Source organism: Streptomyces antarcticus (assembly GCF_026627255.1).
GTDB classification, from domain to species: Bacteria; Actinomycetota; Actinomycetes; order Streptomycetales; family Streptomycetaceae; genus Streptomyces; species Streptomyces antarcticus.
Window position 1 is genome coordinate 55,373 of record NZ_JAPNLM010000003.1, and the last position, 16,655, is coordinate 72,027.

At 74.5% G+C, this 16,655-nt stretch carries 15 protein-coding genes; 4 read left to right on the forward strand and 11 right to left on the reverse strand.

All coding sequences use genetic code 11. The features are described 5' to 3' along the window. Positions 1 to 6: 6 nt before the first annotated feature. Complete coding sequence (locus OTB16_RS06245) at positions 7 to 1,308, reverse strand: flavin reductase (RefSeq protein WP_267718884.1); 1,302 nt, start codon at positions 1,306 to 1,308, stop codon at positions 7 to 9. A gap of 182 nt (positions 1,309 to 1,490) precedes the next feature. Here OTB16_RS06245 and OTB16_RS06250 point away from each other — a divergent pair, with 182 nt between their 5' ends. Continuing rightward, on the forward strand, positions 1,491 to 2,279 hold the full coding sequence (locus OTB16_RS06250; RefSeq protein WP_267718885.1) for an IclR family transcriptional regulator: 789 nt from the start codon (positions 1,491 to 1,493) through the stop codon (positions 2,277 to 2,279). A 6-nt stretch (positions 2,280 to 2,285) separates the two neighbouring features. On the opposite strand, the gene OTB16_RS06255 is transcribed toward OTB16_RS06250, so the two are convergent. Continuing rightward, complete coding sequence (locus OTB16_RS06255) at positions 2,286 to 2,981, reverse strand: hypothetical protein (RefSeq protein ID WP_267718886.1); 696 nt, start codon at positions 2,979 to 2,981, stop codon at positions 2,286 to 2,288. A 2-nt stretch (positions 2,982 to 2,983) separates the two neighbouring features. After that, complete coding sequence (locus OTB16_RS06260) at positions 2,984 to 3,934, reverse strand: hydroxymethylglutaryl-CoA lyase (protein ID WP_267718887.1); 951 nt, start codon at positions 3,932 to 3,934, stop codon at positions 2,984 to 2,986. Positions 3,935 to 3,998: 64 nt separating this feature from the next. Here OTB16_RS06260 and OTB16_RS06265 point away from each other — a divergent pair, with 64 nt between their 5' ends. Together OTB16_RS06265 and OTB16_RS06270 are read left to right on the forward strand one after the other, a co-directional pair. Next, the gene (locus OTB16_RS06265) at positions 3,999 to 5,192 is read left to right on the forward strand and encodes a CaiB/BaiF CoA transferase family protein (RefSeq protein WP_267718888.1); all 1,194 of its coding nucleotides are present in this window, start codon (positions 3,999 to 4,001) and stop codon (positions 5,190 to 5,192) included. Position 5,193: 1 nt separating this feature from the next. Further along, positions 5,194 to 5,853 (forward strand): isochorismatase family protein, encoded by a 660-nt coding sequence (locus OTB16_RS06270; RefSeq protein ID WP_267718889.1) that lies wholly within the window; start codon positions 5,194 to 5,196, stop codon positions 5,851 to 5,853. A gap of 151 nt (positions 5,854 to 6,004) precedes the next feature. On the opposite strand, the gene OTB16_RS06275 is transcribed toward OTB16_RS06270, so the two are convergent. From OTB16_RS06275 to OTB16_RS06300, 6 genes are all read right to left on the reverse strand, one after another. After that, complete coding sequence (locus tag OTB16_RS06275; RefSeq protein WP_267718890.1) at positions 6,005 to 6,670, reverse strand: neocarzinostatin apoprotein domain-containing protein; 666 nt, start codon at positions 6,668 to 6,670, stop codon at positions 6,005 to 6,007. Next, the gene (locus OTB16_RS06280; protein WP_267718891.1) at positions 6,667 to 7,230 is read right to left on the reverse strand and encodes a neocarzinostatin apoprotein domain-containing protein; all 564 of its coding nucleotides are present in this window, start codon (positions 7,228 to 7,230) and stop codon (positions 6,667 to 6,669) included. The genes OTB16_RS06275 and OTB16_RS06280 overlap by 4 nt, the downstream gene beginning before the upstream one ends. Positions 7,231 to 7,367: 137 nt before the next feature. After that, the gene (locus OTB16_RS06285; protein ID WP_267718893.1) at positions 7,368 to 9,245 is read right to left on the reverse strand and encodes a P-loop NTPase family protein; all 1,878 of its coding nucleotides are present in this window, start codon (positions 9,243 to 9,245) and stop codon (positions 7,368 to 7,370) included. Continuing rightward, positions 9,245 to 10,348, reverse strand: coding sequence for a hypothetical protein (locus OTB16_RS06290; RefSeq protein WP_267718894.1), 1,104 nt, complete (start codon positions 10,346 to 10,348; stop codon positions 9,245 to 9,247). Before OTB16_RS06290 ends, OTB16_RS06285 begins: the two co-directional genes overlap by 1 nt. Continuing rightward, positions 10,345 to 11,346, reverse strand: a complete 1,002-nt coding sequence (locus tag OTB16_RS06295) for a DUF916 domain-containing protein (protein WP_267718895.1) — start codon at positions 11,344 to 11,346, stop codon at positions 10,345 to 10,347. Before OTB16_RS06295 ends, OTB16_RS06290 begins: the two co-directional genes overlap by 4 nt. 145 nt (positions 11,347 to 11,491) lie before the next feature. Beyond that, positions 11,492 to 13,102 (reverse strand): hypothetical protein, encoded by a 1,611-nt coding sequence (locus OTB16_RS06300; protein ID WP_267718896.1) that lies wholly within the window; start codon positions 13,100 to 13,102, stop codon positions 11,492 to 11,494. Between the two features lie 276 nt (positions 13,103 to 13,378). Here OTB16_RS06300 and OTB16_RS06305 point away from each other — a divergent pair, with 276 nt between their 5' ends. Beyond that, positions 13,379 to 14,290, forward strand: a complete 912-nt coding sequence (locus OTB16_RS06305; RefSeq protein ID WP_267718898.1) for an HpcH/HpaI aldolase/citrate lyase family protein — start codon at positions 13,379 to 13,381, stop codon at positions 14,288 to 14,290. Positions 14,291 to 14,322: 32 nt separating this feature from the next. On the opposite strand, the gene OTB16_RS06310 is transcribed toward OTB16_RS06305, so the two are convergent. Both OTB16_RS06310 and OTB16_RS06315 read right to left on the reverse strand, forming a co-directional pair. Next, positions 14,323 to 15,792 carry an MmgE/PrpD family protein gene (locus OTB16_RS06310; protein ID WP_267718899.1) on the reverse strand — a complete coding sequence of 490 codons (1,470 nt, stop codon included), beginning with the start codon at positions 15,790 to 15,792 and terminating at the stop codon, positions 14,323 to 14,325. After that, on the reverse strand, positions 15,789 to 16,652 hold the full coding sequence (locus OTB16_RS06315) for a cyclase family protein (RefSeq protein ID WP_267718900.1): 864 nt from the start codon (positions 16,650 to 16,652) through the stop codon (positions 15,789 to 15,791). The genes OTB16_RS06310 and OTB16_RS06315 overlap by 4 nt, the downstream gene beginning before the upstream one ends. Positions 16,653 to 16,655: the final 3 nt, after the last annotated feature.

Genomic DNA, 16,655 nt, shown 5'->3' on the forward strand with positions numbered 1-16,655 from the left:
GACTCCTTACTGGGATTCCGGGCCGCGGGAGGCGGCTGCCCGGGCGGGGGAGCAGGGGGCGGGCGCGGCGGGCGGTTGCCTTCGCAGCACACCCAGTTCGGCGCGCAGGGCCCGTACCGCGGCGATGTCCAGGGGGGCCGCGACGCCCATGCGGGAGCAAAGCAGTACGAGCCGCTCGGTGGCCAGCAGGCCGCCGTGGCCGCCGAGGGTGGTGTCGAAGCACCTGACCCCGCTTTTCATCCCGGTCAGGGCGTTGACCAGGCCGAGGCCGTGGTCGTCGCGCAGCGCGAGGCGCAGGGGGACGGGCCCGGCCGCGGGGATCGCGTCCTGGAGCAGTCGGCGCAGTGCCAAAGGTGATGCTCCGTCCGCATCGTCGTGGCCCTCTGCGGGTTCCTCCAGGACGATCTCCCCGCAGCCGGCGGCGGCCAGCCGCTGCACGGTCAGCAGGCCGGCGCGGGCCGCCCCCGGGCGCAGCGCGTCGCGTATCCGGGCGACCACGAGGGTGTCCGGGTGCCCGGCGCCGTTGACCGCCCGGACCGCGTGGACGGCCTCCCCGCCGGTACCGTCCGGTGCGACGGTGAGCTCGACGGCGGGGCAGCCGGCCTCGGCGGCGGCGACGGCGGCCGAGGCGTTGTCGACGTGGACCGAGGAGCAGCTCATACCGGCGGCCCCGGCGCCGGCCGTTCCTGCGCCGTCGAGCGATGTGAGGCGCACCCGTACGCCCGCCCGCCGCAGCGCGTGGGTCAGGCGAGCGATGTGCGGCGCTGCCACCGCGTCGGTCAGGCCGGTGTCGGCCAGGTCCACGCGGTCGGGGAGCGGATCCGCGAGCTGCCCCCAGGAGCGCGAGTGGAACAGCAGCGGGGAGGTGATGCGCGGTACTCCCGCTGCCACCACCTCACCCAGGAAGATGGAGTGGTCCCCGCCGGGGTAGCGGTGCAGGACGCGGCAGTCGACCCAGGCCGCCGAGTCCGTCAGCACGGGACTGCCGGTGGCGCCGGGCAGCCAGTCGCCCGCCGCGAAGCGATCGGTGACCCCCGGCTCCATGCCCGCGAACCTGCGTCCCAGTGCGAGGTGGTCCCGGCCCAAAACGTTGACGGCGAACACCCCGTTGCGTATGAGGAGATCGTGGGAGCGGATCCCCTGGTCCAAGCAGACCAGGACGAGAGGTGGTGCGAGGCTGACGCTGCTGAACGAGCTCGCCGTCATGCCGTGCCAGCCCTCCTCGCCGGCCGTGGTGACGATCCCCACGCCGCTGGGCCACCGGGACAGCACCTGACGGAAGGTCGATTCGTCGATGACGGTCGTCATCGCACCCCCGCTCAATTATGTTTCCTCTAGTGGAACACTGTATCCATGAGCGTAACGACGGTCGCGTCGCGGTGTCAACGAATCCACCCGCCTCGGGATCACTGTTTCCCCTGGGGAAATCGACGTTATGCTTTTGCCAAGTCGGGGGACGGCCTCGAAACCATCGCGCAAAAGGGGCACCTGTGACCGAGGAGACGAGCAGCAGCAGGTCCATCGCCGCAGTCGAGCGCGCCATGGACGTGCTGCTGATGTTCGGCCGCAGCGGCCGCCCCGACCTCGGTGTCACCGAGATCGCCCAAGAACTGGACATCACCAAGGCCGCCGTGCACCGCGTCCTCACGGCCCTGCGCAACCGCGACCTGATCATCACGGATCCCGTCACCCGCCGCTACGCCCTCGGACCGGCCGCCATCTCCCTCGGCCGCGCCTACTTGGCGCGCACCGACCTGCGGGTCCTCGCGGCCCCGGAGCTGCGCCGGCTCGCCGCCCAATGCGGGGAGACCGCCACCCTCTCCATCCGCCGCGGCGACACCAGGCTCTACGTCGACCAGGTCGTCCCCGAGCAGGAGCTGCGTATGGAGGTGGCCCTCGGGATCCCGCTCCCCCTGCACGCGGGCAGCTCCTCCAAGGCCTTCCTCGCCTTCCTGTCCGACGCCGAGATCGAGACCTACCTCGAACGCCACCCCCTGGACGCGGTCACCGACCGGACCATCACCGACCCCGAGCGCATGCGCAAGGAGCTGTCCGCCATCAAGCGGCGCGGCTACGCCATGTCGGTGGGGGAGCGGCAGAGCGGTTCAGCCTCGCTCGCCGCGCCCGTCTTCGGACACGACGGCCATGTCATCGCGGTGGTCAGCCTGGCCGGCCCGCAGTCCCGGTTCAAGCCGCGCCTGGCCGAGTGCGCCCCGCTGCTGATGGCGAGCGTCGAACGGCTCTCGGCCGAGTTCGGGTACCGGCCAGGGGTCCGGTGACCCGCCTCAGAGGTCGGCCCCGGGCTTGAGCACCCCCAGCGCCGCGGCGGCCAGGACGCACGTCCAGATCCCCGCCACGTACGGGACACAGCCGTTGACCGCCCGACGCAGCGTCCGCTCGACCCCGTCGCCTCCTCCCGAGCCCGCCAGGTCGCGGAACGCGGCCCCGAACGGGCGCAGCGTCAGCCGGATGCCCAGCCCGCAGGCGATCGCCGTCGCATACAGCAGGACCTTGGCGCCCAGCCAGCGGGGATCGGTCCGCACCCCGAACGGCTCCGCGGCCAGCAGGGTGTAGAGCCCGACGTCCCACAGTGAGGCCGTCAGTGCGACGCGTATCGCCCAGTCCGCTCGGCGTATCCAGGGGCGGCGGCCCGGACGGTGGTGCTCGCGCACGGTCAGCCACAGCCAGAGCGCCGCGAAAGCCCAGGTCACCCCGGCGGACCAGCCGTTGAGCAGGCGCTGCGCCCCGTGCGGCTCCAGCGCCATGAGCGTGATTCCGCTCGGCAGTATCAGCACCAGGCAGATCTTCGGGCCGAGATCCAGCACACTCATGATCGACAGCGCCGTCGAGCGGGCGGCGACGGGCAGGCCCGGCTGCAGGACGTACCGGCTGGAGACGTAGACGCCGAGGTCGCCGCCCAGCCAGAAGACGAATAGCAGGATGTGGAGCAGGATCCACCATCCGTGCGGATGTGCTCCCATGTCTACTCCTCCCCCCGCTCGCCGCTGCGCTCGGACTCGGGGAAGGGGCCTGCCCGGCCCAGCAGGGCGGGCACCTGGATGCCGAGCACGGTGCCCAGCCAGGTCCCCGCCGCAGCGGCCGATTCCAGGTCGATGCCCGGTTCCAGGCCCATCCGCCGCAGCAGGTAGACCAGGTCCTCGGTCGCGATGTTGCCGGTGGCGGCCGGGGCGAAGGGGCAGCCGCCGATGCCGCCGAGGGAGGAGTCGAGCCACGCCGCACCGGCCGCGGCGGCTGCCACCGCGTTCGCGTAGCCGGTGTTGCGCGTGTTGTGGAAGTGGCAGCGCAGGACCACTCCGGGCGCCTGTTCCCGTACCGCCGTGAGCAGCCGGGTGACCGCGTCGGGGGCGCCCACGCCGATGGTGTCGGCGAGGACGATCTCCTCGGCGCCCGACTCCGCGGCGATCCGGGCCAGTTCGGCCACGGCCGACTCCGGGGTCTCCCCCTCGAAGGGGCAGCCGAACGCCGCCGCGATGGTCAGTGAGCGCCCGATCCCCTCCGCGTGGGCGCGGGAGGCGATCCCCTCCCACGCGGCCAGCGCCTCGCGCGTGCCCATGCCCTGATTGCGGCGCGAGAACGCGTCGCTCGCCACCACCACGTAGTTGACCTCGTCCACGCCGCTCGCACTTGCCCGTTCCATGCCGCGGGCGTTGAGCACCAGGCCGCTGTAGCGAACACCGTCCGGGCGCTTGAGCAGTCCCATCACCTCCTCCGCTCCCGCCATCTGCGGCACCCGGCCGGGATGGACGAAGGCCACCGCCTCCACCCGCCGCGCGCCCGCGGCCACCGCCCGCTCGATCAGGGCCACGCGCTGCGCCGGGGACAGTGCACGCACCTCGTTCTGCAGTCCGTCACGCGGGGCCACTTCCACCACGCCGGGACCAGTGAGCGGCTTGGCCGCCAAGGAGTTGTCCATGCGTCATATTCTGTCGCGTCGATTCCTCTAGCGAAACAGTGTTTCCCAAACTTACACTCGCCGTATGAGTGGACCCCTCTCCGACATCCGTGTCATCGAGACCGGCACCCTGCTTGCCGGTCCCTTCTGCGGCCAGCTCCTCGGCGACCACGGCGCCGAGGTCATCAAGCTCGAGGACCCCGGACGCGGCGACCCCATGCGCCAGTGGGGACGCGAACGGCCCTACGGCAAGTCCCTGTGGTGGCCGGTCGTCGCACGCAACAAGAAGTCCGTCACCTGCAACCTGCGCCGCGAGGAAGGCCAAGAACTGGTCCGCCGCCTCGTCGCCCGCGCCGACGTCCTCGTGGAGAACTTCCGCCCCGGCACCCTGGAACGCTGGGGCCTCGGCTTCGAGGAGCTCCGCGCCATCAACCCCGGCCTCGTCATGGTCCGCGTCACCGGCTACGGACAGGACGGCCCGTACGCGCCCCGCGCCGGCTTCGGCTCCATCGGCGAGGCCATGGGCGGCATCCGCCACATCACCGGCGAACCCGACCGCCCCCCGTCCCGCGCCGGCATCTCGCTCGGCGACGCCCTCGCCGGCACCATGGCCGCGTACGGCGCCGTCATGGCCCTGCACGCCCGCACCCGCACCGGAACCGGCCAGATCGTCGATTCCGCGCTCTACGAAGCAGTCCTCGCCTACATGGAGTCCCTCCTCCCCGAATGGGAGGTGGGCGGCTACCAGCGCGAACGCACCGGCCCCGTCCTCCCCAACGTCGCCCCCAGCAACGTCTACCCGACCGCCGACGGAGCCGCCGTCCTCATCGCCGCCAACCAGGACACCGTCTTCCGCCGCCTCACCGAGGTCATGGACCGCGCCGACCTGGCCGAGGACCCCCGCTATGCCACGCACACCGCGCGCGGAGCCCACCAAGGCGAGCTCGATGACGTCATCACCACCTGGACCGCCGGGCACGACGCGGCCACCCTGCTCGGCGCCCTGCACGCCGCCGGTGTCCCGGCCGGCAAGACCTTCACCGCCGCCGACATGCTCGCCGACCCGCACTTCGCCGCCCGCAACGCCATCGTCCGCCTCCCGCACCCCGACTTCGGCGAGATCCCCATGCAGAACGTCGTCCCGAAACTCTCCGGCACCCCCGGCGCCGTACGCTGGGTGGGCCCCGAACTCGGAGCCCACAACGACGAGGTGTACGGCGACCTCCTGGGCCTCACCGGGGAAGAGCGTGAGAAGCTCACCGCGGACGGAGTGATCTGACGTGGCCGACACGCCCCTCGCCGATGACTACGAAGCCGCCGGATTCGGCCGCCGCATCGGCTGGGGCGAACACCCCGCCGTCCTCCTCGTCGACCCCGTCCAGGCCTACGCCGTCCCCGACAGCCGCCTCTACCTCGACACGGCGGAACCGGCCCTGCACGCCATGGCGCACCTCGTCCGCGCCGCCCGCCGCACCCAGTTTCCCGTCATCTTCACCGCCGTCCACTACGACAACGAACCGAGCTCCCACGCACCGCACTTCGCCCGCAAGGTGCCCAGCCTCGACGCCTTCCGCGCGGGCAACCCCCTCGCGGCCTTCACCCCGCTCTGCGCCCCGCAACCGGGTGAGATCGTCATCCACAAGCACTACCCGAGCGCCTTCTTCCAGACCCGGCTGCGCGACGTCCTCACGGTCCTCGGCGTGGACACGCTCGTCATAGGAGGGTTCTCCACCAGCGGCTGCGTGCGGGCCACCACCTTGGACGCACTTCAGTACGGGCTGCGCCCCATCGTCGTGCGCGACGCCGTGGCCGACCGGGACACCGGTCCCCACGAGGGCAATCTCTTCGATCTCGACTCCAAGTACGCCGACGTGGTCGATGTCGGCGTGGCCTGCCGCCGCCTGGGGGACCCCGTGCACCCCCGCCCCGGGCGGATCTGACGGCCGTCATCCGACACGGTCCCGGCTCTCCGGTCCCAGCCCCGGACCCAGCCCCGCCCGTGCCCAGGGCTGCCCTCGGGCGGTGAGGGCGGCGCGGTTCGCCGACCGCACGAACCCGTTCGTGCGGATCCGCTTCCCGCGCCGCCACCGCTCACGCCCGGCTGCCGCGCCGCAGCAGGACCAGCGTGCAGCCGCCGAGCAGGAACAGCGTGCCGCCCAGCAGGGCGGCCACCGGCAGGCCGTCGGTGGACCCGGTCTGCGGCAGCGACCCCACCGCGCCCGCGCTGGCCCCCGTCGTGCCCGCGCCGGACGTGGCCGTGCCTCCGCCGGACGCCGTCGGTGCCGGACGGGAGGGCGGCGGACTGCTCGCGCCGGGGCCGGCCGCCCCCACGGTCAGCGGCACCTCAACCAGTTCCTTCGTCGCGGAGATCGACACCGCGATGACGCAGTTCCCCGCCTTGGCCACGCAGTCCGCCCCGCCCGCCTTGGCCTTGACCGTGATCTCGGCCGTGATCGCGTCGCTGGCCGCGCTGTGCCACACCCCGGACGCGTCGGTCTTGCCGATGACCGCGGCGTCGGGTGACGTCTCGCAGTCCGTCGGACCGGCCGGCTTCGGCTTGCACAGACCGATCGGCACGAAACCCTGATTTGGGCTCAGCCCCTTCGCCGACACCGTGACCTTGTCCCCCACGGCGAGTCCGGTCGACTTGCTGACGGTCAGTGTCCCGGCGGCGGCGGCCGGCCCGGCCGAAACCGCGACCAGGGCCGAGGCCGCGGCGAGTGCGCTCGCGCAGCGGATTCTTCGTAGCGATGTCATGAGTTTCCTCCAGATGGGGACAGCGGGGACCTTCCGGGCGCCGCCCTCCGGCGGCCCCGGACGAGGGAGAGGACGCCGAGCACGAGACAGGCGACGGCCACGCCGAGGGACAGGGACCACATAGGGGTCGACGGCCCGCTCCAGTCGTTGCCGCGGCCACCGCTGGGAGCGGCGGCGGATGGCGGGGCCGGTTCGGCTCGGCCGGTGCCGGACACCTCGCCGGGGACCAACCCGCCCTCGAAACCGACCGCGACCTGAACGCTGTTGGCGGCGATCAGCGCGGGCGGGGTCCCGGAGGGCAGTGGCGCGACGCCGACCACACATGGCGTGGAGCGGCAGTCGCCACCGGCGAAGCGCGCGTGCACGGTCAGGGTGACCTGCGGGAGCACCCCGTCGGGGCCGATGGTCACCAGCCGGGCCCCGCCGCCGAGGTCGCAGTCCTTGTTGCCGGTGTAGCCCTTCTTGCACAGGCCGACGGCGACAGACGTCAGCCCGGCACGGAACCCGGAGCCGTCGACGGTGATCTGCCGGCCCTCGGTCAGCCCGGTTGCAGCGGACACGTGAACCGTGGCGGTCGGCGTATCGGCGGCCCCGGCCGTGCCTGCCGCAATGGCGGCAGCGGCGAACTGGCCGGACAGAGTGAGCGCCGTGGTCGCCGCGAGGGCCACCCGGCAGCTCCGGCTCTTCGTCGAGATCCTCACGGCATGGCCTTTCTGTTCCGTCGCAAGAGGGCTGTCCGGGAGCCGCCGGACGCGGGGAGCGCGATCGGACGCTGACCGGGGACGGCCTGCGCCGGGGCGGAGGCGACCAGGACCGCCGTCCCCTGGCCTGCTATCTGGCGCAGTACGGACGTGACCGCCGGATCGGCCGCGAGCGGCCCGCAGCCGGGCCCGGTCAGGTCCAGCAGGAGCAGCGCCGGCTGCGCGATGAGGGTCTGAACCAGCCCGAGGACGCAGCGTTCGTCGGGGCCGAGCCGCCCGCAGGGGTCGGCGCCCTTCGCCGCGAGGAACGGGAAGGCCGCGCGGGCGGCCACCGTCAGCTCCGCCGCCCGCTCGGGGTCCAGATGCGCGGCTGCGGCCGCCACCGCGTCCGTCACCGAGACCGCGGGATGACCGGGGTGCAGAGCGCCCGTCCGGGCCGCGTCCGCCGGGTCCACGAAGGCGGAGAGCCGCAGGTCCCACCGGGCCCGCGCCTCGACGCGGGAGACGTCGTGGCCGCGCAGCCGCCAGGTTCCGCCGTCGGCCTTGCGCAGGCCGGCGAGGACCGCCAGTACAGCGCCCGCCCGCCGGCCGGGGAGAGCGTCGGTCAGGTACGCGATCTCGCCCGGCGCCAGCGTCAGGTCGAGACGGCGCACGGGCGGCGCCCCCGCCTGACGGACGCCGAGGCCGCGGACCTTCAGGGGGCCGTCGCAAGCACCGGCGCCGTTGTCGTCGTCCGGCTCGGCGCCCTGCCCGCGCCCGCGGTGCGCCAAAGCGCCGGCGGCTGCCACGGCGGGCGCCAGACCGATCACGGTCAGGGTGTCCGCGCCGCCCAGCAGCCGGCCGGACAGCGCGACGGCGGTCATCGCGGCCGCCCCGCCGAACAGCCCGGCGACGGCGTACCCGCCGTGCCCGACAGCCCCCGCATGCACGTTGTCCCGCGCGGGGGACGAGCCGGCGCGGGCCGCCGAGGTGGCAGCACCGCTGGTGAGGACGGCCGCCAGCGCGAGGACGAACTGCCAGGGCCGGGCGGCGCTCGCACATGCCGCCACCGCCGCCGTGAGCCCGGCCGCCGTGAACAGCGCCCCACGCAGGCCCGTACCCGTACCCGTACCCGTACCCGTACCGGCGCCGGTGATCGGTCGACGTCGGCCGGCCACGGCGAGGCCGCTCGTCAGGGCCGCCGCCAGCAGCGCCGCGTAGGCGAACGGCCGGGCGCCCGCGCCGCCGAGCAGTTCCCAGCGGAAGACAACCAGGCTCTGGCCGGCGAACACCACGCCGAACACGGCCGCGCCCACGGCACCCGCCGTCCAGTGCGAGGCTGCGGCGCGCCCGGAGTCGTCCGGCGCGGCCCGTACGCAGGCCGGAGCCAGGAGCAGCGCGGCGAGCGCGCACGCGAGTGCGCAGGCCACCTGGGGGTGCTGCGCGAGGAGCACCACCGCGGCGCCCGCCGCACCCGCGCCCGCCAGGCAGGCGGCGTGCCAGGAGTGCCGCGGCCGGTAGAGGCAGAGAGAGCCGCCGCCGAGGGCCGCGGCCATCACCAGCAGCGCCGCGAACACCAGCGGCGAGGCGAGCAGCGCGGCGGCCGACGGTGCCGCGCCGGCCAGCACACAGGCCGCCAGTGCCCGCCGCGCGGCAGCCGTAGCCCTGCCCGGACGGCCCCGGCCTCGCCGCCGCAGCACCGTGCCGACCACCGCGGCGAGCAGCATGCCCGTCAGGAGGAGGTAGCGGACGGCCTCGCCGGGCATGCCGACGGGCCCTGCGAGCAGCGGCGCCGAGGCAAGGAACACGCCGGCGGCCAGCCCGGCCGCCGCGGCGGCACCCAGGTCCGGGCGCGGGCGGGTGAGGAAGAGGGGGAAGAGGGAGGAGAAGGCCATTACCGCTCCGTTTCCAGGGGTGACGCCCGCAAGGCGTCGGCGAACGCCCGTAGCGCTCGGAAGTCAACGAGCGCGGCGTCTCCCGCCAGTTCGCGGACCAGCGCACGGGTACTGACCAGTCCGGGGTGCTCACCGTCCCCCGCGCCGACCGCGAGGACCTCGGCCAGCCGGCCCGCGTCCACGAAGGCGGGAAGGGCGGCCGGCGCCGACCCGGGCGCCCGCGACGGCCGCCCCGCCCGGCGGCGCTCGACGCCGCGGCGTACGGCGACCGCTGCCGTGAACACGGTCAGCAGGGCGGCGAGGAAGGCCAGACCCAGCAGCCCCCAGGGGTAGACATCGGTGCTGACGGCGAACTCGGCCGAGGCGTACCGTCCGCCGACCGAGTAGCGGCCGAACGCCGCGGCGGGAAGCCGTACGGGGATCCGGTAGGTCTGCTCCGCGTGCGGCGGCAGTTCGGCAGTCAGCGGAGTGCCCACCGGGAGGTCGGCGCTGCCGCCTGGCCCCCAGGCGACGATCAGCGGCGCCCGCCCCAGCGGCCGGTCACCAGGGTTGCGCAGGGTTACGGTCAGCGTCCGGTGGGCGGGAGCGCCGAACAGTTCGGCGAACCGCGGCCCGCCGGACAGGGCCGCCGCGACGACATCGACGCGTACGGCGGGCACGGGCGCTGTCGGCGCCGCGTCGGCCGCCCCGGCCAGGGTCAGCGGGGTCTGGGCGCGCACCCCGCTCTGTCCGGCCACCGCCCGCAGCACACACGGGCACGCGGCGGGCGGCGCACCCGCGATGAGCGTCAGGCGGAAGGTGCCGTCGGCGGCCACCAAGGCGACCGCGGCGCGCAGCGTGTCGCAGTCGGCGCTGCCGTGCAGCGCCTCGCCTCCGCAGACCTCGACCTGTACGGTCACGCCGGGCTGCCAGCCCGCCCCGGAGGCTTTGACCGGCAGGCCGGGGGCGGCCCGGGGATCGTCCACGGTAACGCTCGGCCCGGTCGCGGCGGCCGGGCCGGCGCCCGCCACCGACAGGACCGCCGCGGTCAGCAGCACGACGGCGGCCAGCGTCAGACGGATGGCCGGGCCCGGAGGTGCGGCCGGTACCTGGCGGCTGGTCATGAGACCGCCCCGGTGCGGCCGGACCGCTTGCGGCGGAGCCAGCCCAAGGCGACCGCGAGGACGGCGAGGAGCGCGGCCACGGCGCCGAGCGTGGGCCAGGAAAGGACGACCCGGCCGCTCTGCGCCGAGGTCGCAGGCAGGCCGGGCGCAGTGACGCGCACGGAGGCCGTGAGGTAGTCGAGGCCGGGGGCATCCGGCCAGTCCGCGCTGATCTCGGCGCTCTGCCCCGGCAGCAGCAGGGGCAGCGTACGGTCGGCAATGACGCCGTGCCGCAGACCGAACAGTCCGTCGACCCGGGGTGAGACGGTAGGGCGCAGCGCCGCGTTGCCGGTGTTGACAACCGTGTACGTGAGCGTGGCGCGAGCCCCCGCGAAAGGCGTGCCCGACGGGTGGTGGCCGACGCGGACGGACCGGACGGCGAGTCCGGGAGTCACCGGCCCCTCCACCGTGAGCTGGATCCGGACGGCGATGGCCCGCTGAATGCCGACGTCGACCCCGGAGGCCTCGCCAGCCTGCTCGACGGCGTTGTTGAGCGCGACGATCCCGCCGACGTGGCTGCCGGGGGTGGCGTCGGCGGGCACGTGCAGCGTGAAGGGGATGTCCGCGGCCCGGCCGGGCGGGATGACCAGGGCGTTCGTACCGAGGGTGAGCCAGCTCCCGAGACCTGTCTGGGCCTCGCCTGCCTGGCGGTAGGCGAGCGCGCCGTCCCGGGGCGTGTTGTAGGCGTCCGACCCGTAGACCTGGAAGGAGAGGGGGGCGCCGGACAGATTGCTGACGCGCACCGCGTCCTTGACGACCGAGCCGGGCGCGGAGTCCATGACGAAGGCGGGCCGGCCGGTGGTTCCGGCAGGCTGCACCGACCAGGAGCCGGTGCCGGTGACGGCGCCGGCTCGCACCGCCGCGGCGGCCGCGGGCGGGGCGCCCCCCAGCACGGCGGCCGACAACGCGGCCAACAAGGCGGCCAGGCAGGCCGATGCGACGCGGACGGCCGTGCTCACGTGCGTCCCGGCGGGTGCCCTCGGGGCCCGGCCGGGCGGGGGATCACTGCGTAGGGGGGTCATGGTTCCGCTCTTTGCCGGTGTCCGGCGGCGAGCCCGGGAGCTCGCCGCCGGCACGTTGCTCTGGGGAGGGGTCAGGACGAGGTCAGGACAGGGTCAGGCGCAGCACGGCCGCGTACTCGCCGCTCTGGACGATCTCCGGGACGCGCAGGTTCAGCGCCGCGCCCGCGTCGAAGTGGCCGCCGGTGACGGAGGCCGGGTCGGCGCTCGCCGCCTGGGTGCACAGCGCGGCCGCGGTGGCCGAGCTGAGCGGACCGGCGCTGCCCGGGACGACGGCGGAGGCCGCTGCCGAGCCCGGGTGCACCGCGCACTGCGGGGTCCAGGACAGCTGTGAGGCGGGGATGGCGGCTCCGGCGGCGTTGCGGAAGTCGGTGACCGTGCCGACCAGCGACCAGCCCTCGGTGGTGCCGCGGAAGTCCTTTACCTCCAGGGCGCGCAGGCTGCCGGTGGAGTCGTGCGCGCTGCCGTCCACGGTCACGGGGGAGAGGACCACTTCGCCGGGCTCGGCCGACATGGTCAGCGCGCCGCCGCTGACGACCACCTTCAGCGTCTGGTCGGAGCCGCCGCCGTTGGCGCTGCCCGACCAGGGGGTCTGGGCGGCGTCCCCGCCGTCCTTCTCCGTCGCCACGATCTTCACGGCCCCCACGGCCGGGACGAGGGTGGCGGTGAAGTTGCCCCGGGCGTCGACGGGGGCGGTGAGCCCCGCCCCGCCGACCGGCCGGCCGTCCTTGTCGAGGGTGGTGACGCTGACCTGGTCGCCGGGGTCGAAGCTGGCCCCGTTGACGGTGGCGCTCGTACCCGGCCCGCCGCCGCCGGGCGTGACCTGGAGTGCACGGCTGCCCAGGACGCCGAGGACCAGCGAGACGGTGGCGGAACCCTGGGTGATCTTCAAGCGGTGCGGCCCGGAGGCGGCGCCCGCGCCGACCGTCACCGTACCGGCCAGCTTCCCGTCGACGCCGACCCCCAGGTCGGGGGTGAGGTCGGCACCCGAACAGCCGGTGCCGGCCAGGCTGCACAGCTCGACCGCGCCGATCGGAGCGGCGGCGTTCCAGCCCGTTCCGGCCAGGGTGAGGATGTCCCCGGGGCGGGCGCCTGTGGTGTCCGTCGCCGGGCGGCCCGAGATGCCGGTGACGGCCGCGGTGGTGTTGCCGGCGGCCGGGGTGACGGTCATGGTGTGCAGCGCGGTGGCCGTGCCTTGCAGGGTGCAGCTGAGGGACAGGCCGTAGCTCGGGATGTCGAGGGTGAGCTGGTCCGGCGTCAGCGTCACCGTGCCGGGCTGGGCCACGGTGAGCTTGCCGGTCAGGTCGGGTATCGGGATCTCGCCCTTGGCGGGGATCGGCGGGTTCGAGGCCGGGGCGGTAAGCGTGAGCGGCGCCTGCCCCGAGACGAGGATCTTGGCGGAAGGGACGACGCTGCCCGCGGGCAGTGCCACGGGGCCGTTGGCCGGGCCCTTGTCGGCGAGGCTGAGCTTGACGTCCACGCTCTCACCGGCCGCCGCGGTCGCCGGTGCGGTGAGGGTGGCGGTGGTGGTGAAGAGGGAGTGGGAGGAGCTGAAGACGCAGTCGTAGGTCACGGGTGCGCTGCCCGCGTGGGCGGGCGAACCGGCGAGGACCAGTGAGCCGGCCGCCGCCACCACCAGGGCGGCGAGCGTGGCACCACCCCGGGTCCGGGCGGATCTGGCGGGTTGAGGGTGCATGAGCGGTGGGGTTCCTCTCGAAGGGAGCAATGAGTTTCCCTGTACGGAACTTTGTTTCGCTTGTGTTCTCATATGGAGCCCTTCGCCCGCTCGGCGTGTCAAGGGTCGGGGCGTGCGGCGGGGTAAAAGCTGCGTTTCCGAGCCGCGCGTCTCGTGCGAAACGGCGGATCCCACAGCGAAACGAATCCATTGACCCGGCCCGCCCGCGCTCCTAGGGTGGGAAGCCGCCCAACTCCCCGACCGGGCCGCGTCCTCAGCGAATCGGAGAACCGCGCCATGACCGCGAGCCAGCTCGCCCCCGTGCCCCGCTCCTACCTCTACGTCCCGGGCGACCGCCCCGAGATGCTCGCCAAGGCCCTCGGGCGCGGCGCCGACGCCCTGATCGTGGACCTGGAGGACGCCGTCCCTGCCTCGGGCAAGGAACGGGCGCGGGAGCTGGTGCGCTCCTGGCTCACCGGCCTCGACGACCACGCCGATGTCCCGCGCGGTACCCCGGAGATCTGGATCCGCGTCAACCCGGGGGAGCGGGGGCGTGCGGAGAGCGCCCTGCTCGCAGCGCCCCGGGTGACGGGCTTCTGCCTCGCCAAGTGCTCCGATGCCGACATCGCCGCCCAGCACGAGACCCTGACCGCCGCCGAGGAGCGGCACGGGCTCGCCCCGGGCACCTTCGCCCTCGCACCGCTGCTGGAGACAGCCTCGGCGGTCCTCGACGTACGGCAGATCGCGCGGGCGCCCCGGGTGCGCCACCTTCAGCTCGGCGAGGCCGACCTGTGCGCCGAACTCGGCATCGAGGGACCCGATGTGACGGACCCGGACGGCGCGGCGGCTGGTGCGGCCCTGGTCGCCATCCGCATGGACCTCCTCCTCGCCTCGGCCGCCGCCGGGCTGCTGCCCCCGGTCGGGCCGGTCAGCACCGACTTCACCGACCTCGACGCCCTCGCCCGCACCACCCGGGCCCTGCGCGGGCTCGGCTACCGCTCCAGGGCCTGTGTCCACCCGCGTCAACTGGGCACGGTGCACGCCGCTTTCACCCCCGGCCCGGAGGAGGTCGCCGCGGCGCAGACCCTGCTGGACCGCTTCGCCGAAGCGGTGCGGGACGGCTCGGGCGTCATCACCGGCCCCGACGGCCGCATGGTGGACGAGGCGGTCGTACGCGCCGCCCGCCGGGTGCTCGCCACCCGCCGCTGACCGGCCCACCGGCCGCTCTGCCCGCCCCGCCGCTATCCGATCCGCGTGAGGCCCAGCAGCGCGCCTGCCGCGCCGCGGGGCGCCCCACCCAGGGCGCGTACCGCCTCGACCACCCCGTCCGCGCGGGCTGCTCCGAGCACCGGCTCCGTGTTCAGCCGGAACTTGCCCGCCAACTGGGCCCGCGACAGTGGCATGCCCGGGCCGCCCAGTGAGCTGGTGACCCGCGACTGCATCACCTGGCCGCTGTGCGTACGCACCCGCAGTATCGCGCTGAAGGCCTGTGGGAACTCCGCGTCGCACTGCGGGTCGGCCACCACCTCGACCCGCTCCGCCAGCGCGAGCCGGCGCGGATCGGTGAATGCCTCCGGGGAGAAGTCCGCGTGCCGCAGCCCCGGGCCGGCGCCGTCCGCGGCCGTCTCCGACAGGAGCGCCGCCGCCACCGTGTACGGACCCGAGAACTTGGCGTGGTACGGCGTACGGGGGCGCGCCTTCTCGGCGTGCGGCTCCCCGATGGTGCGCCGGGGCGCCGCGGCCACTCCGAGTTGTGCGCTCGCCACATCCTCGGCGCGCAGCCCGGCTCGGCGCAGGGCCAGTGCGCAGTCGATCCCGGGGTGGGTGAAGTGGTTGGAGGGGTACGGCTTGAACACGGTCCGCGCGTACTGCCAGTTCCCGGCCGCGCCCATCTCCTCCAGGCCGGCCAGCAGCGGCTGCGCTGTCCACCTCTCGTCCAGGAACGCCGTCAGGAATCCGAAGCGGCCTTCGATCACGGTCGGCGGCCCGGTGACCCCGCCCGCCGCGAACTGGGCGGCGCACACCCCGGAGTGGGCCGCCCACCCGCAGTGCAGGCGTTTGACGCTGCCGCCGGTGCGGTTCGCCTCGATCACCCCGGCGCCCATCGAGCAGGCGATGCCGATGGCGTGCGCCAGCTCGGCCGTGGTCAGCCCGTACAGCAGGCCCGCGGCGACGGCGGCGCCGACGGTGCCGCAGATCGAGGTGGCGTGCAGGCCCTTCTCGAAGAACACCGAGTTGCGCAGCTCCGGGTCGTAGGAGGCCATCCCGAGGCGGACGCACACCTCGCCGCCCGCCGCGAGCGCGGTCAGCAGCGCGTCCCCCGTTGCTCCGGTCGCCTCGGCGGCGGCGAGCGCGGCGGGCAGGACGGCGGCCGTGGGGTGCAGGACGGACGGCAGGTGGGTGTCGTCGAAGTCGAGGGCGTGCGCGAGGGTGCCGTTGACCAGGGCGGCCCGGTCGGCCGGCATCCGCAGGCCGCTGCCGACGGCGGTGGCCTCGCCGACCCCGCCGGCCGCGCGCGCCAGGGCCAGCGCCGCCGCCTGGGGCGAGGCACCCGCGTCCTCACCGGAGTGGGCGCCGAGTGCCCCCAGACTGTTGCCGAGGCAGTCCAGCGTGCGCGCGGCAGCGTCCGCCGCGATCTCCCGCGGTACTCCGTCGGCGCGGCACGCCGCCGCGAAGGCGGCCAGGCGCGCCGCGTACCCCTGACCGCTCATGCCCGGCCTTCCCTGTCGTGGTCGTGCAGGATGGCAAGCGGGCGTACAGGGGAGCCGGTGGCGCCGACGACCGGCAGAGGCGCGAGCATCAGCAGGAAGTCCGCCCGCCTGCGCGAGGCGAGTCCGGCGGGCTCGGTGAGCCCGGTGAGCCGCATTGTTTCGACGATGTGGATGCCCGCCTCGACCAGCAGCAGCCGGTGCACGGGCAGTTCGGCGTGCCCGCGCCTCGGCGGGACATGCTCGAAGGCGATGGTCTCCCCGCCGGTCACTCGCACCCCGCGCTCCGCGATCCAGGCCCCGGCCGCGGGACCGGGGCCCGGCGCCCCGCCCTCCTGGCCGGTGAAGACGCGCGCGTCAGCCCAGTGCCGGGACCATCCTGTCCCCAGCAGCAGCGCCTCGCCCGCCTCGATATCCACGCCGGCCGCGTCCCGAGCTTTCTCCAGGTCGGCGACGGTGATCTCGTACCCGGCGGGCAGGACGGGGACGCCGTGCACGGCGGCGACGTCGAGGAAGACCGCCCGGCCCACGTACGGCGGGAACTCCTCGATGCCGTGCCGGGAGAAGCCCTCGTGGCTCTGCACCGAGGCCGCCGGGACGTCCCCGTGCAGCAGCCCGGCTTGTGAGACGTGGGCGAGGGCGTCGACGTGGGTGCCGACGTGGCCGCCGGTGACGATCAGCTCGTTCGCCGCGGAGCCGCCGTCGGCGCGTACGTGGTCGCCGTGGCGGCGTTCCAGGAGCATGCGGAAAGGCGGGTGGTTGGGTGACTGCGGCATGCCTCGGCGCATCGGCTGGGAGAGGTCGATCACGGGAGCGCCGGCGAGGGACAGCGGCCCGCCACGGTACCCGTGGACGCTGTTCATGGG